The organism is Streptomyces sp. NPDC054842 (genome assembly GCF_053611025.1).
Genome location: NZ_JBSGZN010000060.1, coordinates 1 through 20,420, shown reverse-complemented (window position 1 = coordinate 20,420; position 20,420 = coordinate 1). Strand labels below are relative to the sequence as shown.

16 protein-coding genes are annotated in these 20,420 nt (G+C 73.6%); 4 read left to right on the top strand and 12 right to left on the bottom strand.

Translation table 11 applies throughout. The annotated features are described in order from the left end of the window. The first annotated feature begins 420 nt into the window (after positions 1-420). Entirely contained in the window at positions 421-2,223 is a 1,803-nt protein-coding gene (locus ACWGIS_RS32300; RefSeq protein ID WP_453366068.1) for a glycoside hydrolase family 15 protein, read from the top strand. Positions 2,224-2,298: 75 nt separating this feature from the next. On the opposite strand, the gene ACWGIS_RS32295 is transcribed toward ACWGIS_RS32300, so the two are convergent. Together ACWGIS_RS32295 and ACWGIS_RS32290 are read right to left on the bottom strand one after the other, a co-directional pair. Continuing rightward, positions 2,299-3,918 carry a flavin monoamine oxidase family protein gene (locus tag ACWGIS_RS32295; protein WP_453366045.1) on the bottom strand — a complete coding sequence of 540 codons (1,620 nt, stop codon included), beginning with the start codon at positions 3,916-3,918 and terminating at the stop codon, positions 2,299-2,301. 11 nt (positions 3,919-3,929) lie between these two features. Then, a complete protein-coding gene (locus ACWGIS_RS32290; protein ID WP_453366044.1) occupies positions 3,930-5,435 on the bottom strand; it encodes an APC family permease in 1,506 nt (501 codons plus the stop codon). A 223-nt stretch (positions 5,436-5,658) separates the two neighbouring features. On the opposite strand from ACWGIS_RS32290, the gene ACWGIS_RS32285 reads away from it, so the two are divergent. Continuing rightward, positions 5,659-7,287: a PucR family transcriptional regulator gene (locus ACWGIS_RS32285; protein WP_453366043.1), complete on the top strand. Its 1,629-nt coding sequence runs from the start codon at positions 5,659-5,661 to the stop codon at positions 7,285-7,287. A gap of 34 nt (positions 7,288-7,321) precedes the next feature. On the opposite strand, the gene ACWGIS_RS32280 is transcribed toward ACWGIS_RS32285, so the two are convergent. The 6 genes from ACWGIS_RS32280 to ACWGIS_RS32255 all read right to left on the bottom strand — a co-directional run bounded on the left by ACWGIS_RS32280 (position 7,322) and on the right by ACWGIS_RS32255 (position 14,409). Continuing rightward, positions 7,322-8,458: a glycosyltransferase family 4 protein gene (locus tag ACWGIS_RS32280; RefSeq protein ID WP_453366042.1), complete on the bottom strand. Its 1,137-nt coding sequence runs from the start codon at positions 8,456-8,458 to the stop codon at positions 7,322-7,324. Between the two features lie 362 nt (positions 8,459-8,820). Continuing rightward, entirely contained in the window at positions 8,821-9,591 is a 771-nt protein-coding gene (locus tag ACWGIS_RS32275) for a hypothetical protein (RefSeq protein ID WP_453366041.1), read from the bottom strand. 584 nt (positions 9,592-10,175) lie between these two features. After that, positions 10,176-11,894, bottom strand: a complete 1,719-nt coding sequence (gene recN, locus ACWGIS_RS32270; RefSeq protein WP_453366067.1) for a DNA repair protein RecN — start codon at positions 11,892-11,894, stop codon at positions 10,176-10,178. 379 nt (positions 11,895-12,273) lie between these two features. Beyond that, positions 12,274-13,179 (bottom strand): NAD kinase, encoded by a 906-nt coding sequence (locus ACWGIS_RS32265; protein ID WP_121403893.1) that lies wholly within the window; start codon positions 13,177-13,179, stop codon positions 12,274-12,276. Continuing rightward, positions 13,176-13,991 (bottom strand): TlyA family RNA methyltransferase, encoded by an 816-nt coding sequence (locus ACWGIS_RS32260; RefSeq protein ID WP_453366040.1) that lies wholly within the window; start codon positions 13,989-13,991, stop codon positions 13,176-13,178. The genes ACWGIS_RS32265 and ACWGIS_RS32260 overlap by 4 nt, the downstream gene beginning before the upstream one ends. 7 nt (positions 13,992-13,998) lie before the next feature. Continuing rightward, positions 13,999-14,409: a hypothetical protein gene (locus ACWGIS_RS32255; RefSeq protein ID WP_453366039.1), complete on the bottom strand. Its 411-nt coding sequence runs from the start codon at positions 14,407-14,409 to the stop codon at positions 13,999-14,001. A 42-nt stretch (positions 14,410-14,451) separates the two neighbouring features. Here ACWGIS_RS32255 and ACWGIS_RS32250 point away from each other — a divergent pair, with 42 nt between their 5' ends. Next, the gene (locus ACWGIS_RS32250) at positions 14,452-14,799 is read left to right on the top strand and encodes an alkyl sulfatase C-terminal domain-containing protein (RefSeq protein ID WP_453366038.1); all 348 of its coding nucleotides are present in this window, start codon (positions 14,452-14,454) and stop codon (positions 14,797-14,799) included. A 29-nt stretch (positions 14,800-14,828) separates the two neighbouring features. Here ACWGIS_RS32250 and ACWGIS_RS32245 read toward each other — a convergent pair whose 3' ends face one another. From ACWGIS_RS32245 to ACWGIS_RS32230, 4 genes are all read right to left on the bottom strand, one after another. Continuing rightward, positions 14,829-15,719 (bottom strand): ABC transporter ATP-binding protein, encoded by an 891-nt coding sequence (locus tag ACWGIS_RS32245; RefSeq protein WP_453366037.1) that lies wholly within the window; start codon positions 15,717-15,719, stop codon positions 14,829-14,831. After that, a complete protein-coding gene (locus tag ACWGIS_RS32240; protein ID WP_453366036.1) occupies positions 15,716-16,759 on the bottom strand; it encodes a FecCD family ABC transporter permease in 1,044 nt (347 codons plus the stop codon). The genes ACWGIS_RS32245 and ACWGIS_RS32240 overlap by 4 nt, the downstream gene beginning before the upstream one ends. After that, the gene (locus ACWGIS_RS32235; protein ID WP_453366035.1) at positions 16,756-17,799 is read right to left on the bottom strand and encodes a FecCD family ABC transporter permease; all 1,044 of its coding nucleotides are present in this window, start codon (positions 17,797-17,799) and stop codon (positions 16,756-16,758) included. Before ACWGIS_RS32235 ends, ACWGIS_RS32240 begins: the two co-directional genes overlap by 4 nt. Before the next feature lie 198 nt (positions 17,800-17,997). Further along, complete coding sequence (locus ACWGIS_RS32230; protein ID WP_453366034.1) at positions 17,998-19,026, bottom strand: HAD hydrolase-like protein; 1,029 nt, start codon at positions 19,024-19,026, stop codon at positions 17,998-18,000. A 72-nt stretch (positions 19,027-19,098) separates the two neighbouring features. On the opposite strand from ACWGIS_RS32230, the gene ACWGIS_RS32225 reads away from it, so the two are divergent. Further along, the gene (locus ACWGIS_RS32225) at positions 19,099-20,391 is read left to right on the top strand and encodes a DUF1015 domain-containing protein (RefSeq protein ID WP_453366033.1); all 1,293 of its coding nucleotides are present in this window, start codon (positions 19,099-19,101) and stop codon (positions 20,389-20,391) included. Positions 20,392-20,420 lie beyond the last annotated feature (29 nt).

Sequence of the window (20,420 nt, the reverse complement as noted above, 5' to 3'; positions counted from 1 at the left end):
CCGTCGCTGCGGTTCGGGGGTTTCTCGCCCTCCGGTCCACGGGCTACCAGGGTATCAGCGCCAGAACCGGAGTGCTTCCGGCCACGCTCCGCGCACACACCGACACGGACCCCGCACACACCCGCTCACGGCTTCCGCACCCCTCACCCTCTGCTCACTCGTCCGGCCGAGTCCGGTTGCCGGGAGGGGCACGCGGATCATCGAGGTGCGTCGTATCCTGCTCGGACACTCACTGCCGAGACCGGCCGGTAGACGGCACCACCCACGTCCGCATCCCGGAACACGAGAGCTCGTCAGTTCGTTTCGCAACGACATTCGCATAAGCCTTCCGTCGTTTCGCGACGACGCTTAACACAGACCCCTTGACCGCAAGAGCGACCGCCCCTCGGGGGCGACGTGGCCGTTCGACTGGAGATGCACGTGGCCGGGCGCATCGAGGACTACGCACTCATCGGAGACATGCAGACAGCGGCGCTGGTCTGCCGGGACGGCACAGTCGACTGGCTGTGCCTGCCCCGCTTCGACTCGCATGCCATCTTCGCCGGGCTGCTGGGCACCGAGGAGCACGGCTTCTGGAGGCTCGGACCGGCGCACGCGGCCGACGCCGAGCCGCCCACCGCGGCCCGGCGCAGGTACCGCGGCGACTCGCTGATCCTCGAATCCGAGTGGGACACCCCACGCGGCACGGTTCGAGTGATCGATTTCATGCCCCCGCGTGACGGCGCGCCGCAGCTGATCCGGATCGTCGAGGGCGTCACCGGCCGGGTGCCGATGCGCTCCGCCCTGCGGATGCGGTTCTCGTACGGCCGCGTGGTGCCCTGGGTGCACAAGCACGAGGGCCGGACGGTGGCCGTCGCGGGTCCCGACTCCGTGTGGTTCGACACAGCGTGCGAGACCTACGGCAAGGCGCTCACCACGTACGCCGACTTCACGGTGGCGCCGGGTGAGCGGATCGCGTTCACCATCTCCTGGGAGCCCTCGCACAAGCAGCCGCCCGCGCTGCCCGAGCCCGAGCAGTCCCTGGAGGCGACGGAGGAGTTCTGGCGCGACTGGGTGGACCAGTGCACGTACCACGGCCCCTACCGGGAGGCCGTCGTCCGCTCCCTGATCACGCTGAAGGCCCTGACGTACGCCCCGACGGGCGGCATCGTCGCCGCGCCCACGACCTCCCTGCCCGAGGAGATCGGCGGCGTCCGCAACTGGGACTACCGCTACACCTGGCTGCGCGACGCGGCGATCACCCTGTCCTCACTGCTGCGCACCGGCTACCGCGAGGAGGCCCGCGCCTGGCGCGAGTGGCTGCTGCGCGCGGTCGCCGGCGACCCCGAGAACCTGCAGATCATGTACGGCATCGCGGGCGAGCGGGAGCTCGGCGAGGCGGAGCTGGACTGGCTGCCCGGGTACGAGAAGTCGGCGCCGGTGCGCGTGGGCAACGGCGCCGCCCACCAGCTCCAGCTGGACGTGTACGGCGAGGTCACCGAGGCCCTGCACCTGGCGCACATGACGGGCCTGTCCCGCAACGACTACGCCTCGCTGCTCCAGCTCAAGCTGATCCGCTACCTGGAGGACCACTGGGACCAGCCGGACGAGGGCATCTGGGAGGTGCGCGGTCCGCGCCGGCACTTCGTGCACTCCAAGGTGATGGCCTGGGTCGCCGTCGACCGCACCATCAAGCTCATCGAGTCGGGCGACGCGGACGGCCCGCTGGAGAAGTGGCGCGAGCTGCGCGACGACATCCACCGGGACGTGTGCGAGAAGGGCTACGACAAGGAGCGCAACACGTTCACGCAGTCGTACGGCTCCCAGGAGCTGGACGCCTCGCTGCTGCTGATCCCGCAGATGGGCTTCCTGCCGCCGGACGACAAGCGCGTGATCGGCACGATCGAGGCGATCCAGCGCGAGCTGTCCACCGAGGACGGCTTCATCCTGCGCTACCCGACGTCCGGTGAGCACGCGGGCGTGGACGGTCTGGAGGGCGACGAGGGCGCGTTCCTCGCCTGCTCGTTCTGGATGGCGGACGACCTCGCGATGATCGGCCGGGTCGACGAGGCCCGCAAGCTGTTCGAGAAGCTGCTCGCCCTGCGCAACGACCTCGGTCTGCTCGCCGAGGAGTGGGACCCGCGGCTCCAGCGCCAGGTCGGCAACTTCCCGCAGGCGTTCAGCCACGTGCCGCTGATCGACACGGCTCTGCGGCTGACGGCGAGCGGGGCCTACGGCGGCTGACCCGCGGTTCCGAGCGGCGGCCCCGCTCCCTGCCGGTACGTCCGGGCGGGAGCGGGGCCGCCGTCCGTGCGGGGATCACATGACGGCGGAGATCACCTCCCGGGCCGCCCGCTCGCCCTCGGTCGCGCCGCCCTCCATGAACCCCTGGAAGTCGTACGAACAGTGCTCGCCGCCGATGTGGACGTTGCCCTGGGCGACGCCCTCGTAGCCCGCGTACCGGTGGAGGTAGCCCACCGGCCAGTACGAATAGGCGCCCAGGGCGTACGGGTTGAGGTGCCAGGCGGACAGCTGGGCCTTCCCGGTCCAGGCCGCCGACGTACCGGGGAAGAAGGCGTCGATGCCCTTGAGGTGCTTCTTCGCCAGGGCGGTGACGTAGGGGTCGCTCTCCTTGGAGAACGGGCCGGCTGGGGTGAGGGATCCGGCGAGGCCGCCGCCGCCGTACTGGAGGAGGATGCCGCCGGTGCCGGGCTGCACCTTGGTGGTGTCCCAGGTCTGCTGGACGTCGGTGTCGGTGAAGCAGTCGCCCGCGGAGACGCCGGGCCAGGCGCCGGTGCCGCGCCAGGGCCGGCCGGAGAACTGCATGTTGAGCTTGGTGCAGTGCCCCATGCGGGCGTCGCGCAGCAGGTCGCGCATGCGCGGGTCGAAGCCGGACCTGGTCAGGTCCAGTGTCTGCAGGACCGGCAGCGGGACGCACAGCACGGTGTGGTCCGCGGTGACGGTGCGCGTGGCGCCGGCCTCCGTGAACGTCAGGGTCTGCGTCCCGTCGGCGTTGGCCCTGAGCGCGGTCAGCGACCAGCCGTGGCGGATGGTCCCGTCGGGCAGGTAGTCGGCGATGGCCTGCGGGAGCCGGTCGTTGCCTCCGGTGATGTGGTAGCGCTCGTTGGACAGCCCCCAGACGTTGAAGTTGCCCGGATTGGTCTGGTAGCCCATCAGCAGGACCAGGGCGAGCGAGGACTGGTCGACGGTGTCGGCGCCGTACTCGACGGTGTACGCGACGTCGAAGAACCGGCCGAGCGGCGAGTCGTGGCCGCCCGGCACCCGGGACTCGATCCAGTCGTACAGGGACATGTCGTCCAGGGCGGTGCCGGTGGGCGTGGTCTGGTTCCACAGCACCTCCCCCGCCTCCGACAGATCACGGCGCAGGGCCTGGTAGACGCCCTTGAAGTCCTCGTCGGCCTGCTCGCGCGGGTAGTACGCGCCTCCGAACCAGAGCACCTCCTCCGCTCCGTTGGGGCCGCCGCCGAGGAAGTCCTCCGTGGGGAGCCCGAAGCGGCGGCACAGTTCCAGCATCTTCTTGTGGCTGGTGTCGATCAGCTCCCCGCCGATCTCGGAGGTCTGGCCCCACGCCCAGTGGTCGCGCTGTGTGTACATCCGGCCGCCCACGCGGTCCGGGTTGGCCTCGTAGAGCGTGCAGGCCAGGCCCGCGTCGCGCAGGGTGAGGGCGGCGGTGAGCCCGGCGATGCCGGCGCCCACGACCGCGATGCGGGGTGCCGTCGCGGTGGCGGCGACCGCGGGCGCGACGGCGGGGCCGGTGGCGGCGGCGGTGGCGAGACCCGCCGCCGCGGCGCCCTTCAGGACGGTCCGGCGGCTCACGCGCCGGCCGCGCGCCTCCGCCACGGGGATGCCGAGCCGGTGGGCGGCGGCGTGGTCGGCGGCGAGGGTTCGCAGGACGTGCATGGGGTGCGTACGGGACACGGCAGAGCTCCTCAGACGGTGGCGGAGGGTTCCTTGACGTCGTGCGTGCGCTCGGCCGCGTCCTCCAGGACGATGCGGCCGATGATCTCGTAGCGCTCCGGGTGCCGGGCCTTCAGGTACCAGCCGAGGCCGAGGCCGCCGAAGAAGACGAGGCCGACGATCCACGGGATGGCCTCGAAGAAGAGCGAGCCCGCCGCCGTGCCGGCCGCGGTGTCCAGGTTCAGCACCAGCAGCACCACCACGGCGATCATGCCGATCCCGCCGATCAGGGGCGCCGTGAAGGTCCTGAACCAGTGCCGGTCCTCGGGATGGTTGCGGCGGAAGTAGCCGATGACCGCGAAGGAGCACAGGGTCTGCACGATGAGGATCGCCATCGTGCCGAGGATCGCGAGCAGCGTGTAGAGGTGGATGTACGGGTCCTGCCCGGTCAGCCAGAACGCGGCGACGAGCGCCACGGCGATGACGGACTGCACGAAGGAGGCGAGGTACGGGGAGCCGTGCTTCGGGTGCGTGCGCCCGAGGGCCGGATGCAGGAAGCCCTCCCGTCCGATGGCGTACAGGTAGCGCGACGCGCACTGGTGGAAGGCCATCCCGCAGGCGAACGAGCCGGTGATCAGCAGCCATTGGAAGGCGTCGACGGCCCAGGCCCCGATGAAGGCGTGCGCCGGGTCGAAGAAGAGGTCGAGCGGGCTGGTCCCGGAGGAGACCTCGACCGAGCCCTTCAGGCCGTTGCCGGCGATCGTCATCCAGGAGACGTAGATGTAGAAGATGCCGACGCCGACCACCGAGATGATCGTGGCGCGCGGGATGACGCGCTTCGGGTCGCGGGACTCCTCGCCGTACATCGCGGTGGACTCGAAGCCGACCCACGACCAGAACGCGAAGAACAGCCCGAGTCCGGCGGAGGTGCCGGTGAACGCGTTCTTCGGATTGATCGGCTCGACCGGGATGCCGTCCGGGCCGCCGCCCTGGAGCAGCACGGCCGTGGCCACCGCGAAGAGCACGGCGATCTCGGCGATCAGCATCACGCCGAGGGCTTTCGCGGTGAGGTTGATGTCGAAGAACGACAGCACGGCGGTGACCGCGAGCATCGCGGCCGCGTACACGATCCAGGGCAGGTCGGCGCCGAGCTGGTCGTGCACGGTGGTCTTCGCGAAGTACGAGAAGACGCCGACGATCGACGCCTCGAAGACGACGTAGGCGAGGACGGCGAGCATTCCGGAGGCCATGCCGGCGATCCGGCCCAGGCCGTGCGAGATGTAGCCGTAGAAGGCGCCCGCCGCCGTGATCCGCTTGGCCATGGCGACGTAGCCGACCGAGAAGACCGTCAGCACGACGGTGGCGAAGAGGTAACCGGCGGGCGCTCCCGTGCCGTTGCCGAAGCCGACCGCGATGGGCAGGTTGCCGGTCATCGCGGTGATCGGCGCCGCGGTGGCGACCGCCATGAAGACGACGCCGACCAGCCCTACGGAATTCGCTTTGAGCCGGTGTACCTCTCGCGTGGGTTTCTCAGTCATTCCCGCCCCTCTCTGCGCGCCGACGCGACGGAATCCGAAGATCCGGCCGCGGTTGTGCAACGGATGCGACAGTGTGTCGGCGGCGTGACGCACGCCACAACAGACAGCAGGTCGTGCAATTGCCGTGCAGGGGCGACGCATTGTCGTGTCCTGGCGGCCACTGATCGTTCCCGTAACGGGTCGGAGATGTTCCCGGAACCCGCACGCCGGTAGCGTCCGCTGCATGGACAGCCGTTACGACACCGAGGGTGCCGGGATCACCGTGCAGCGCGCGCTGGAGCTGCCCGGACTGCGCAGCGGGCTGCCCGAGATCCTGGCGGGGGCGGACCGGCTGAGCCGCACGGTGCGCTGGGTCCACGCGGGTGAGGTCCCGAACATCGCCTCGCTCCTCAAGGGCGGCGAACTGCTCCTCACCACGGGGTACGGCCTCGGCACCCGCCCCGCCGAGCAGCGCGCCTTCGTGCGCACCCTGGCCGAGCGCGGGATCGCCGCGCTGGTCGTGGAGCTCGGGCCGCGCTTCTCCCGGCTGCCCGCGGCGCTGGTGGAGACGGCCCGCGCGGCCGGTCTCCCGCTGGTCCAGCTGCACCGCGAGGTGCCCTTCGTGACGGTCACGGAGGAGGTCCACACCGAGATCGTCAACGGCCACTACGCGCTGCTCCAGCGGGCCGAGGAGGTGCACCGGCGCTGTACGGAGGCGCTGCTCGGCGGCGGCGGGATCCCGCAGGTGCTCGGCATCCTCGCGGACTTCGCCGGCAACCCGGTCTTCCTGGAGACCGCGGACGGACGGCTGCTGTACGCGGCCGGCGCCGGACCCGCGGGCGCCGACCCGCTCCAGGTGTGGGAGGGGCTGCGCGGCCAGCACAAGGACGAACCGCCCGCGGGCACGACCGTCGTGGACGTGCCCGGCGGCGGCCCCGGCACCGGCTCCGTCCGCGCCCGGCTGGTGCTGACGCCGGTGAGCGCCCCGACGGCGCCCGTGCACCGGATGGCGGCCGAGCGGGCGGCGGGCATCCTGGCGGTCGTCCTGATGCAGGCCCGCCAGGAGGAGGAGCTGGCGGCGCGCGGACGCGGCGACTTCCTCACCGACCTCGCCGAGGGCCGTATCCAGGCGGAGGACGCGCCCGCGCAGGCCCGCGTCCTGGGCTTCAAGCCGGGCAGCAGTCCGCTGCTGCCGGTCGTGATGCGCCTGGCGGACGGGCTCTCGCCGGGCGGCGGCTGGGCGGTGCTCGCCCGCGCCGTCGCCGAGGAACTGGCCTCCGTGGGGGTGCCGGTGCTCCTCGGCGTACGTCCCGTCGAGGGCCGCGTGCCCCTGCTGCTCGGCCTGCGCTCGGAGTCGGAGCGCGCGGCCGTCGCGGACCGGGTCGCCGCGGCGCTGCGGGCCGGGGTGGAGCGCGCGGGCATGCAACGGCCGGGCGCGCAGCCGCCGGTGGTGGTGGTCGGCGTCGCGGGCGGCTGGGCGGCGGCCTCGGCGGGCCTGCGGCACGCGGCCGAGACGGCGACGGCCGCGCAGGGCCTGTCGGACCGCCCCTGGTACGACGCCCGGCGCCTGGACATCGACCTGCTGCTGTGGCGGCTGCGCGACCATCCGGACCTGGCGGCCTTCGTGGACCGCGCGATCGGTCCGCTCCGCGAGCACGACCAGCGGTCGAAGCCGCCCCTTCTGCCCACGCTCCAGACGTACTTGGCGCATGCCGGACGCAAGGCGGAGACGGCCCGCGAACTGCACCTCAACCGGCAGACGCTGTACAACCGCCTCGCGCGGATAGGGGAGTTGCTCGGCACCGACCTGGACGACCCGCAGACGGTACTGGCGTTGAGCCTGGCGCTGCGGGCCCGCCGGCACGTGCCGTAGCCGTCACCGGCGAGGGCGTGGGCGCGCGGACCGGTCAGGGCAGCGGGCGCGGCTGGGTCAACTCGTCGTAGACGCTGAGGATCTGGGCGACCGTGTCGTCCTCGGTGGGCCAGGTGGCCGCCTGCCGGACGCCTCGGTCCTTGAGGAGTTCTCGGCGCCCGGGGTCCTCCAGGAGCCGCACGACGGCCGCGGCCAGGGCGTCCGCGTTCCCGTACGGGACGAGTTCGGCCGCGTCGCCGACCAGTTCGGGGATGCCTCCGACCTCGGTCGCGACCAGCGGCACGCGTGCGTGCAGGGCTTCCTGGGCGAGGACGGAGCGCGATTCCCAACTGCTGGGCAGCAGCGCCAGATCGGCGCCCGCGAGCAGCTCCGCGATGTCGTCGCGGCGTCCGACCAGCCGCACCGGCAGGCCCTCGTCCTCGATGCGGTGCTGGAGTTCCGCCCGCAGCGGTCCCTCGCCCGCGATGACGAGCAGGGGCGCGGGCGTGAGGTGGCGCCAGGCGCGCGCGGCGCTCAGCAGGGTGCCGTAGCCGCGATGCCGGTCGAGGGAGCCGACGGCGACGAGCAACGGGCGGCCGGTGGCGCCGAGTTCCGCCCGCGCCTTGTGCCGCGACCGGTCCTGCTCGTCGTACTCGGCGGGCTTGCGCGGCGCCGGAAGCGCGACCGCGGCCAGCCGCGCGTCCCGGGCTCCCCTCCTGCGGGCCCGGTCCACCAGGTCGGAGGAGGTGCCGAGGACGACGGTCGCGGCCCGGGCGACGCGCCGCTCCAGCAGCCGCAAGAGCCGGGCCCGCGCGCCTTCCGCCCGGTCCCGGGTGTGCCAGGTGACCACGAGCGGGACCTGCCGGCCGCTGAGCGCGAGCGCCGACCGCAGCGCCGCGTGCAGACCGTGCGCGTGCACCAGGTCCGCCTCGGCGCAGGCGGCGCGCAGCGCGGCCACGGAGGCGGGGTCGCCACTGCGGGGCACGGCCGCGTGCTGGGCGCCCACCGCGGTGAAGCCGTAGGCGTGTTCGGCCTCGGCGGGGGCGCACACGGTGACCCGCACGCCCCGGGCGACGAGCCCCGACGCCAGGGACCGCACATGCGCGCTGCTGCCCGCGCTGCCGCCGCCGAGCACCTGCACGGTGCGCAGCGGCGACTGTCCGTGCGGTGCGTGGCTGCTCACGAGGCTCACGTGGCCGGGGCTCCTGGTTCGGCGTCGGACGGTCACGAAGAAACGTACAGAAGGCCGTGCGGAGGGGGTGTGCCGCACGTCGTGCTTCGCGTACTGCGTCAAGGATGCCAGGACACCCGCCCGTTCCGGCACCACCGGGCGGCCGCTGCCGCGCCGCGGTGGGCAACTCTACGGGCGTGGTCACTCACATGAGTGAGGGATGCGGCCTTTCGTCCCGGGGTTCGAGAGCCGAAAACGAGTGGCGCGGTCCGCCCCGCGTACGGGAGCGCCCCGGCGGGCGGGCCGGCCCGTTGCCCGGCCCCCGTCCAGGGGCGCGCGAGGTCCGGCGCGCGCCGGTCGCCGCGCCGGTCGCGCCGTCGTCCTCAGCGCCGCCCGCGCCAGGGCGTGCGCGCCAGCGCGCTCACTCGCTCGCCGAGAGCCGCCGCGGCCACCAGCACCGCCGCGTGGGCGACCAGACCGGTCCTGCCGTTGCCGGCCGCGACGGCTGAGCCCAGGGCGGCGCCGAGGGCGTGGGCGCCGGTGTCGCCGATCATCGCGCGCTCGCCGAGGTCGTCGGGGAGGACGGCGACGGCCGCCCCCACGGCGGCGGCGGACAGCCCGGCCGCCGCGCCCTTCCGCAGCAGCCCCGGCGCCCCGAGGACGAGCACCGCTCCGGCGGCCCTTCCGGGGCGTACGTCCACGAGGTTGACGAGGTGCGCGGTCCCGGCGATCACCACTCCCGCCAGCACCTTGTCCACGGGACGGTCCTTGAGCAGTGCCCCCGCGAGCAGGCCCGCGGCCGAGACGCCGAGCAACTTGACGGCGCCGCTGGTCACTTCGCCGTGGCGGAGGGCACCGAGGTGCGCCCGGAATCCTCGCCTCGAGTCGCCCAGGCCGGCGATGTCGTCGTAGGCCCCGCAAGCACCCGCGGCGAGTACGGCGAACCCGGCGGCACGGTCGGCGCGCCCGGCGGCCAGCGCCGCTCCGAGGGCCACGGCGGGGCCCGCGTACAGCTCCACGGTCCGCCCGGCGTAGTTCGTCCGCTCCCAACGCCCGCGCCCACCGGGCGCCGTGACGCGCAGCAGGGCGATCCCCGCGCGCGTGACACCGGCGGCGAGCCCGAGGGCGGTGCGGACGGTCGTACGTGTGGCCATGGCCGCCACCCTACGAACCGGCGGACGCCCCGGACCCGCCGGGGCGGGGACACCCACCCCGTGTGCCCTCACTCGTCGCACCGCCGGCGAGGACACGATCGGGCGGATGCACAGGCCACGTTGGCCGTGAGGTTCCTTGAGACGCGGCCTGCGGCTTCGACGGCGCCCCCTGGGCTGCCGATGTCCGTCAGCCACAGGCCCTGAGCCGCCGATGGCCGCGTAGGTGGCGTGCGCCCGTCCGCCGGAGCCGCGCAGGCCCGAGCGGTCGTGCACCGCCAGGGCCGTGCCCCTCGGCCCCGGGACTGCCACGGGCTCCAGCCGCCCGGCGCCCCGGGGCTTGCGTCGGCCGCAGTCGCCCGAGCGGAGCCCAGCCGCGGAAGCCGGCGCGACCTCGTGCCGAGCCCCGGCCGCGGGGAGCGGACGGGCCCCCTGGCCTGAGCCCCGGCCACAGCCACGAGCGCGACCCGAGCCCTGCACGAGCCGCAGGACGCTTAGGCCCCTGCCGAGCCCCGGCTCACGGAGACAAGGCGGCCCCATGGCAGTGGCACCAGGGAGCGAGCAGGTGTGCCCGGCCTCTCCGGGGGTTATCCGTCCGCCCTGGCCGTCGCCAGGAGCTCCTCCGCGTGGGCGCGGGCCGTCTCCGAGTCCTCCTGGCCCGCGAGCATGCGGGACAGCTCGCGGATGCGGTCCTCGCCCTCCAGGACCTTCACCCCGGACCGGGTCACCGAACCGTCGTTCGTCTTCTCCACCAGGAGCTGACGGTCGGCGAACGCGGCCACCTGCGGCAGATGCGTGACCACGACGACCTGCGCGGACTTGGCCAGCTTGGCGAGCCGCCTGCCGATCTCGACCGCGGCCTTGCCGCCGACGCCCGCGTCGACCTCGTCGAAGAGGTACGTCGGCACGGGGTCGGTCCCGGCGAAGACGACCTCGACCGCGAGCATCACCCGCGACAGCTCACCGCCCGAGGCGCCCTTGGCGATGGGCCTCGGCGGGGCCCCGGGGTGCGGGGCGAGCAACAGCTCGACCTCGTCGACACCGGCCGGCCCGTACGCGACCGTGCGCCCGCCGACCTCCACGCCCCCCGGGTCCTCGGTCTGCCGGAGGTCGAACGACACGCGCGCGTGCGGCATGGCGAGCGAGGCCAGCTCGGCGGTCACGGCGGCGGCGAAGCGCTCGGCGGCCTCCGTGCGGGCGTCCGTCAGCGCCTGCGCCAGCCCGCCCAGTTCGGCCCGGAGCGCGTCCCGCTCCGCGGTCAGTTCCCCGAGCCGCTCGTCGTCGCCGTCCAGCTCGGTCAGCCGCGCGGCGCTCCGCTCGGCCCAGGCGAGTACGGCGTCGATGTCCTCGCCGTACTTGCGGGTCAGCTGGGTGAGGGCGGCGCGCCGCTCCTCGACCGCCGCGAGCCGCAGCGGGTCGGCGTCGAGGTCGTCGGCGTACCCGGCCAGCTCCCCGGCGACGTCGCCCAGCAGGATGCCGATCTCGCCGATCCGCCCGGCCAGCGCGCCCAGCGCGGAGTCGTGGGACCTGACCGCCTCCAGCGCCCGGTGCGCGCCCGCGACGAGGGTCGTGGCGTCGATGCCCTCCGGGTCCTCGGGATTGCCCGCGAGCGCGGCATGCGCGACGGTGGCGGCCGAGGCCAGTGCCTCCGCGTGCCCCAGCCGCCCGGCCTCGGCGGCCAGCTCCACGTCCTCGCCCGGCCGCGGTTCGACGGCGGCGATCTCGTCGAGCCCGAACCGCAGCAGGTCGGCCTCCTGAGCGCGTTCCCGCGCGCGCGTGGTGATCTCGTCCAGCTCGGCCGAGATCGCGCGCAGCCTGCGGTAGGCGCCGGTGTACTTGGCGAGCGGCACGGCCACCGCGTCACCGGCGTACCGGTCGAGGGCCTGCCGCTGCCGGGACAGCTTGAGCAGCCCCTGCTGGTCTGTCTGCCCGTGCACGGCGACCAGCTCGTCGGCCAGCTCCGCCAGCACGCCGACGGGGACCGAGCGGCCGCCCAGGTGCGCCCGGGAGCGCCCCTCGGCCGAAACGGTACGGCTGATGAGCAACGCGCCGTCGTCGAGTTCGGCTCCCGCCTCCTCGGCCCGCACGATCGCCGTCCCGCCCGCGGGTACGGAGATCCTCCCCTCGACGACCGCGTTCTTCGCGCCGATCCGCACGAGGGCCGGGTCCGCGCGCCCGCCGAGCAGCAGGCCGAGGCTCGTGACCACCATCGTCTTGCCCGCGCCGGTCTCGCCGGTCACGGCGGTGAAGCCTGGTGACAGCTCGACGACCGCGTCGTCGATGACTCCGAGCGACCGTATCCGCATCTCCTCCAACACGGACACGACCTTACGAGGTCCGGGACCCGATGTGCGACGGGCCCTGCCCCGCTCCCGCGAAGGCGCAGGTGACGGACGCCCGGGAAAGGGCCTTGTCACCCGCGGGAGTGGGCTTCCCGCCCGCGATCCCCGGGACGCCGCCGGAGTCCGGGAGGCGAGCCGCCGCCGGGGACCGACGGTCACCGGCTCCCGGGCCCCGGCACCGGCCCGGAGGGGGTGCCACGGCGTCCGGACGGACCGGGACCGCCCTCTCCCCCTCGGGAGCCCCGGGCGGGCTCCTGGCCCGCCTCCCGGCCCCTGGGGACCCCGGCCCGGGGAGTGCGAGGGGCCCGCCGCGTCACGGGCCGCCCCGCACCTCACCCCGCTGTCAGTGCGGTGCGCCCCGCCAGCCCGACACGGGCAGCGCGAACTTGGCGACGAGCCGGTCGGTGAACGAGGCGTGATGCAGCCGCGCGAGCCGCACCGGGACGGCTCCCCGGCGCACCTCGACCCGTGCCCCGGGCGGCAGCTCGACCGTGCGCCGGCCGTCGCACCACAGGACGCCGGGCGGGATGTGCGGCAGCACCTCCACGGCGAGCACGGAGTCCGGCGAGGTCACGAGCGGCTTGGCGAACAGGGCGTGCGCGCTGATCGGCACCATGAGCAGCGCCTCGACCTCCGGCCACACCACGGGCCCGCCCGCGGAGAAGGCGTACGCCGTGGAGCCGGTAGGGGTCGCGCAGACGATGCCGTCGCAGCCGAACCCGGTCACCGGGCGGCCGTCGATCTCCAGCACCACTTCGAGGAGCTTCTCCGCCGAGACCTTCTGCACGGCGGCCTCGTTCAGCGCCCAGTCGGTGTGCACGATGTCGCCGTTGCGGTGCACGACGACGTCGACGGTCATCCGCTCCTCGACCTCGTACGCCTTCGTCACCACCCGGTCGACGACCTTGTCGAGGTCGTCGCGTTCGGCCTCGGCGAGGAAGCCGACCCGGCCGAGGTTGACGCCGAGCATGGGGACGCCGGAGGCGCGGGCGAACTCGGCGCCGCGCAGCAGGGTGCCGTCACCGCCGAGCACGATCAGCAGTTCGCACCCGTCGAGGCACTGCGGGGTGGCCTCCTTGACCAGTTCCACCGTCGCCGGGAGCGGCAGGTCGGCCGCCTCCGCCTCCAGGACGCGCACGCCGATCCCGGAGCGCAGCAGCCCCTCGACGACCAGCTCGGCGCTGCGGATGGCCGCGGGCCGCCCCGTGTGGGCCAGCAGGAAAACAGTACGAGCTCGGGTCTGAGTCAACGGGGCCCCTCCGCCACTGCTCGGTCGACGTCGGCCGGGTCCGGTGCGGGCGCCCCGGCACGCAGCCACAGAAAGTACTCGACATTGCCCGAGGGTCCGGGCAGCGGGCTGGCCGTGACGCCGCGCACGCCGAGTCCCAGTTCCCAGGCGCGCGCGGCCACACCGCGCACCGCCTCGGCCCTCAGCTCCGGGCTGCGGACGACACCGCCGCTGCCCAGCCGTTCCCTGCCCACCTCGAACTGCGGCTTCACCATCATCACCAGATCGGCGTCCGGCGCCGCGCACCGCGCGAGGGCGGGCAGCACCAGTCCGAGCGGGATGAAGGACAGATCCCCCACCACAAGATCCACGGGCTCCCCATCGATCGCCTCCAACGTCAACTCGCGTACGTTCGTACGGTCCTTGACGGTGACGCGTTCATCGCTCTGCAAAGACCAGGCGAGTTGTCCGTAGCCGACGTCGACGGCGACGACGTGGGCGGCGCCCGCGCGCAGCAGTACGTCGGTGAAGCCGCCCGTGGACGCTCCGGCGTCCAGCGCCCTGCGTCCCTCGATCTTCAGGCCCAGCGGCACGAACGCCTCGAAGGCACCGGCCAGTTTGTGCCCGCCGCGCGAGACGTAGTCGGGGTCGCTGTCGTCCTGGGTCACCACGATCGCGGCGGCGGTCTCCACCTGTGTGGCGGACTTGGTCGCGAGGGTCTTGCCCACGGTGACCCGCCCCGCGGCGATCAGCTGGCCGGCGTGCTCGCGCGAGCGGGCGAGCTTGCGGCGGACCAGCTCGGCATCGAGGCGGCGTCGTGCCACTCCTGCCACGTTCGGTTCAGCTCCTGTGGTCGTACGAAGAGAAGGGAGCCGTCGGGGGCGACGGCACCGGGGGCCCTTGGCGTGCGTCGAGCGCGGTCAGCTCGTCGCGCAGGCTCCTGTGTACATCCTCGTACACCTCCGCATGGCCGTCCGTGGCGAGGTGGTCCGCGTCGGCCAGCCGGTCGAGCAGGGCGTCGACGGCGGTGTGGCCGGTGGGGGTGCGGGGGACGCCCAGCGGCGCCGGCGCGGAGGGGTCGTGTCCGGGACCGGCGGGGCCGGGCTCCGTGCCGTGTTCCTGCCCGGGTGACACGACGGGCGCCGGGGCGGCCGGCACCGCGGGCTGCCCGGGTCCCTGGTCCGCGGGGACGCCGGACCGCGGCCCGGCCGTCTCCTGCGGGCCCTCGGCCCGGGGCACTGAGTCGCTCATGCCCCGACGCTACCCCGAAGCGCTGCGGTACCGTCGATCACGATGGCGACGATCGAGGAGTGCCGCGCGGCACTCGACAAACTCTCGGACAACCTGGCGGGCGCGGACGGGGACGTGCGCGGCGCCGCGGCCCTGGACCGCTCGCTGAGCTGCCGTGTCACCGACCTCGACACCACCTTCGTCGGCCGGCTCACGGACGGCCGGATCGAGGTGCTCGACACGATCCCGGGTCCGCCCCGCGAGAAGGCGCAGATCCGGCTCACCATGACCGGCGACGACCTGGTCTCGCTGGTCGCGGGTGAGCTGAACTTCGCGAAGGCCTGGGGTTCGGGCAGGGTGAAGCTGGAGGCGGGCCTGCGCGACCTGCTGCGCCTGCGGAGCCTGCTCTAGGGTTTGTCGGCGCCTGCTCCAGGGCCGCCTCAGCCCTCGGCGCTGAGCGCCGCCGCGCCGACCGCGTGAGCGGCCGTGGCGCCCCGTGCCTTCCGCGCCGCCGGGACCACCAGCGGCGTCCCGGTCTCCGGGTCGGAGATGACCTGGCAGCGGAGCCCGAAGACCTCCTCGACCAGCTCGGCCGTGACGATGTCGTTCGGCGCCCCCTCGGCGACGACCGCGCCCTCGCGCAGGGCGATGAGATGGGTCGCGTACCGGGCCGCGTGGTTGAGGTCGTGCAGCACGGCGACCAGGGTGCGGCCCTGCTCCTCGTGCAGCTCGGCACACAGGTCGAGCACGTCGATCTGGTGCTGGATGTCGAGGTACGTCGTCGGCTCGTCGAGCAGCAGCAGCGGGGTCTGCTGGGCGAGGGCCATGGCGATCCAGACCCGCTGGCGCTGTCCGCCGGAGAGCTCGTCGACGTAGCGGTCGGCGAGTTCGGCGACGCCGGTCGAGGCCATCGAGTCCCGGACGACCCGCTCGTCCTCGGACGACCACTGGCGCAGCAGGCCCTGGTGGGGGTAGCGGCCCCGGCCCACCAGGTCGCCGACGGTGATCCCGTCCGGCGCGATGGACGACTGCGGCAGCAGCCCGAGCGTCCGGGCGACCTTCTTGGCGGGCATCGAGTGGATGACCTGGCCGTCGAGGAGCACCCGCCCCTCGGCGGGCCTCAGCATCCGCGAAAGGGCGCGCAGCAGCGTCGACTTGCCGCAGGCGTTCGGGCCGACGATGACGGTGAAGGAGTTGTCGGGGATCTCCACCGACAGCTTCTCCGCGATGACGCGCTGGTCGTAGCGGAGGGTCACGTTGTCGGCGGACAGGCGGTTCACAGTGCTGGTGCTCCTCTTGGTGGTCGTGTGCGGCCCGCTCCGAGTGCTCATATCCGGCCCGCCCTTCGCTCGGTGACGAGCAGCCACAGCAGGTAGAGGCCGCCGACGACTCCGGTCACGACGCCGACGGGCAGCTGGTCGGCGCCGAAGGCCCGCTGCGAGGCCCAGTCCGCGACGATCAGGAGGGTCGCCCCCATGCACATCGAGGGCACCAGGTTCGGCCCCGGCGAGCGGGTCAGCCGCCGGGCGAGCTGCGGCGCGGTGAGCGCCACGAAGCCGACGGGGCCGGCGGCGGCGGTGGCGCCCGCGGTGAGCAGGACGGCGGACACCATCAGGACGAGCCGGGTCCGCTCGACCCGCACCCCGAGGGCGTACGAGACGTCGTCGCCCATCTCCATCATCCGCAGGCCCCGCGCGTTGCCGAGGACCAGCGGCACGAGGACGGCGCACATGGCGAGCAGCGGCCAGACCTGCGACCAGTCGCGCCCGTTGAGGGAGCCGGTCATCCAGACGACCGCGCGCGTCGCGTCGACCAGGTCGGCCTTGGTGAGCAGGTAGCCGTTCACCGCCGTGACGACGGCGGAGACGCCGATGCCGACCAGGACCAGGCGGTAGCCGTGCACGCCCTGCTTCCAGGCGAGGACGTAGATGGCGAACCCGGTCACCAGGCCGCCGACGAGCGCCCCGAGGGTGACCTCGGCCGCGCTGCCCGAGAACAGCACGATCATGGTCAACGCGCCGGCCGTGGAACCGTGTCCGAGGCCGAGCACGTCCGGACTGCCCAGCGGGTTGCGGGAGATGGACTGGAAGAGCGCGCCGCCGAGTCCGAGCGAGGCGCCCACCAGGATGCCCACCAGGACCCGGGGCAGCCGCAGTTCGTTGACGATGAACTCCTGGCCGGCGTCCCCGCCGCCGGCCAGCGTCCTGAGGACGTCGGCCGCGGGGATCGGGAAGTCGCCGGTGCCGATGAGGACGACGCTCGAGGCGAGCACGACCAGGAGCAGCAGCACGACGACGACGCAGGCGCGCACGTCGAGCCGTACCGAGAGTCCGCCCCTGGTGCGGACGGCGGGGTTGCGTGTGGCCTTCACAGCTGTGCCGTCCTCCGCCGTCGTACGAGGTAGATGAAGACCGGGCCGCCGAGAATCGCGGTGACGATGCCGACCTGGATCTCCGCGGGACGCGCCACCAGCCGGCCCAGCACGTCGGCGCCCAGCAGCAGCACGGGCGACAGGACGGCGGCGTACGGCAGGATCCAGCGCATGTCGGGTCCGGTGAAGGAGCGCACGACGTGCGGGACCATCAGTCCGACGAACACGATCGGGCCGCAGGCCGCGGTGGCCGCGCCGCAGAGCACGGTGGCCGCGGCCATGGACAGCGCCCGGGTGCGGTTGAGGTCGGCGCCGAGGGCGCGGGCGGTGTCGTCGCCCATCGCCATGGCGTTGAGCGGTTTGGCCAGGGCGAGCGCGACGACCGTGCCGACCGCGAGGAACGGCAGCACCTGCTTGATCATCCCGTCGGTGGCCGAGGACAGCGAACCGACCGTCCAGAAGCGCATCTTGCCGAGCGCCGCGTTGTCCATGATCATCACGGCCTGGAGGTAGCCGTAGAGCGCCGCGCTGATCGCGGTGCCCGCGAGCGCCAGCCGCACGGGGGTCGCTCCCCTGCTGCCGCCGAGGAACCAGACCAGGACGCCGACGGCGGCGGCGCCGAAGAAGGCGAACCACACGTAGCCGCTCAGCGAGGTGACGCCGAAGTAGGTGATGGCGGTGACGACGGCGGCTGACGCGCCCGCGTTGATGCCGAGCAGTCCGGGGTCGGCCAGCGGGTTGCGGGTGAGCGCCTGGAGCACCGCGCCGGACAGTCCCAGCGCGGCGCCGGCGAGCAGTCCGAGGACGGTGCGCGAGACGCGTTCGCCGACCACGACGTCGCCATAGGTGCCCGAGTCGTGGAACAGGCCGTGCCACACCTGGTCCATGGGCAGCGCTTTCGCGCCGATCGCAATGCTCGCCAGCGCGACGAGCACCAGCAGGAGCACGGAGGCGAGAAGCCCGAAGGACCGTATCGCCCGACGGTTCGGGGGCGCGGGAGCCGTCTCCGCGCGCTGTTCTGGAGGACTGTCGACCAACACGCAGTTAGGTTAGCCTACCCTCGCATGCTGGCACGATGCCCGTTCCGGACCCGGCTCGGCAACCGCCTCACGGAACACGCCAGAACGCTCTCTCGCCGCCCCACTCACCGCGCACTCCTCCCCCGTCGCCGCCGTGTCACGCCACTCGGCTGGAGCCCAATTTCGCCAGCGCTTTCGCGCCGCCCAGGGCGCAGAGCCCTAAAGGCCCAGCTTCGCCAGCGCCTTCGCACCGTCCAGGGCGCAGGTCCCGTCCCCGGCCGCCGTCCAGGCCGCGGCGCACAGGGCCCGCAGCCCGTCGAGGGGCTCGCCCTCGCCGTCCAGCTCCAGCCGCTCGCTCCCGGCGGTGGCCGTCCAGCCGCCGCACCGGAAACCGTCGCCCGCCTCGGCGACCTCCGGCTGCCCGGCGAGCAGACCGCGCAGGTCGGCGTCGACGAAGGTGGGCCGGTGCCGCGGCGGAGCGGCGAGGAGCTGCGCGCCGTCGGTGACGCCGGTCAGTACGAGCAGCGAGTCCACCTCGCCGTTGAACGCGCCCTCGATGTCCGTGTCCAGCCGGTCGCCGACGACCAGCGGCCGCTTCGCGCCGGTCCGCAGGACCGTCTCCCGGTGCATGGGCGGCAGCGGCTTGCCCGCCACCTGGGGCTCGGCGCCGGTGGCGATGCGGACGACCTCGACCGCCGCGCCGTTGCCCGGCGCGATCCCGCGCGCGCTCGGGATGGTCAGGTCGGTGTTCGACGCGAACCACGGCACCCCGCGCGCGATGGCGTAGCACGCCTCCGCGAAGCGCCCCCACGGCAACTCGGGCCCGCCGTACCCCTGCACGACCGCCACCGGCTCGTCCTCGGCCGACTCGACCGGTTCGAGCCCGCGCTCGCGCAGCGCGACCCGCAGCCCCTCACCCCCGATGACCAGCACGCGGGCACCCTCGGGCACCTGCTCGCTGATCAGCCGGGCGACCGCCTGCGCCGAGGTGATGACGTCCGACGCCTCGGCCGGGACCCCCAGTTCGGTGAGGTGCGCGGCCACGGCGTCCGGAGTCCGCAGGGCGTTGTTCGTCACGTACGCGAGGTGCATCCCGCCCGAGCGGGCCGTGCCGAGCGACTCCACGGCGTGCGCGATGGCGCTCCCGCCCGCGTACACCACTCCGTCCAGGTCGAGCAGCGCCGTGTCGTACGCCTCGTTCAGGGCCTGCCGACTGGCGTCGGGCCGCGTCCTGACGGTCTGGCTCATTGCGCATCGCTCCTCGTTCGATCCCTTTCCCCCGATCATCGCGCATGCCACGGACACACTTACGATGCCTCAATGAACTATGCGGGTCCCGGGGACGAAACAGCGGCGTGCGAGGGACTCGAACTGGTCCCGTTCCAGGGTCTGCGCTACGACCCGGAGCGGGTCGGCAGCCTGGCGGCCGTGACCTCCCCGCCGTACGACGTCGTGGTCCGGCCCGACGGGCTCCTCCACCTCGAATCGGCGGACCCGCACAACATCGTCCGGCTGATCCTCCCGCAGGACACCACGCCGGCCGTCCGCAACGAGCAGGCGGCGGACACCCTGCGGCAGTGGCTGTCCGAGGGCGTCCTCACCACCGACTCCGAGCCGGCCCTGTACGTCTACGAGCAGCGCGACGGCGGCCTGCTCCAGCGCGGTGTCATCGGTGCGCTCCGCCTCTCGGAGCCCGCGGACGGCGTGGTCCTCCCCCACGAGGACGTCATGCCGCACGTGGTCGCCGACCGCGCGGCCCTGATGCGGGCCACCTCCGCCAATCTCGAACCCCTGCTGCTGACCTACCGCGGCGACGGCTCGGTGACCGGCACGGCCGCGGTGGTCGAGCGCACCGCCCAGCGGGACCCGCTGCTCTCCACGACCACGGAGGACGGCTTCAGCCACCGGCTGTGGGCGGTCACCGACCCCGCCGAGCTGTCGGAGATCCGCCAGGACCTCCGCCGTCATCAGGCCCTCATCGCGGACGGCCACCACCGCTGGGCGACCTATCTGCGGCTGCGCGCCGAGCACCCCTCCCCGGGCCCGTGGGACTACGGCCTGGTGCTGTTGGTGGACACCGCCCGGCACCCGCTGCGCGTCCGCGCGATCCACCGTCTGCTGCATGGACTGCCGGTGAGCGAGGCCCTGGCCGCGGTCGCGCCCCACTTCCGGGTACGGCGCCTGGAGGTTCCCCTCGCCGACGCCCTGACGGCGCTCGCGGCGGCGGCCGCCGAGGGCAACGCCTTCCTGCTGGCCGGCGACGGCGCCTTCCACCTGATCGACCGCCCGTCCCCGGACCTGCTGGCCCGTACGGTCCCGGCGGACCGCCCCGAGGCCTGGCGCACCCTGGACGCGACGGTCCTGCACGCCGCGCTCCTCGAACACGTCTGGCACATCCCCGAGGACTCCCCGGCGCACATCGCGTACATCCACGACACGGCGGCCACCGTCGAGAAGGCGGAACGCGACGGCGGTACGGCGGTCCTGATGCACCCGGTCCGCGAGGAGGTCGTACGCGACCTCGCCCGCCAGGGCGTGACGATGCCCCGCAAGTCGACGTCGTTCGGCCCGAAACCCGCGTCGGGTCTGGTGCTGCGGGCACTGAGGTCCTGAAACGCGGACGGGCGGGACCCCTTCCGGAG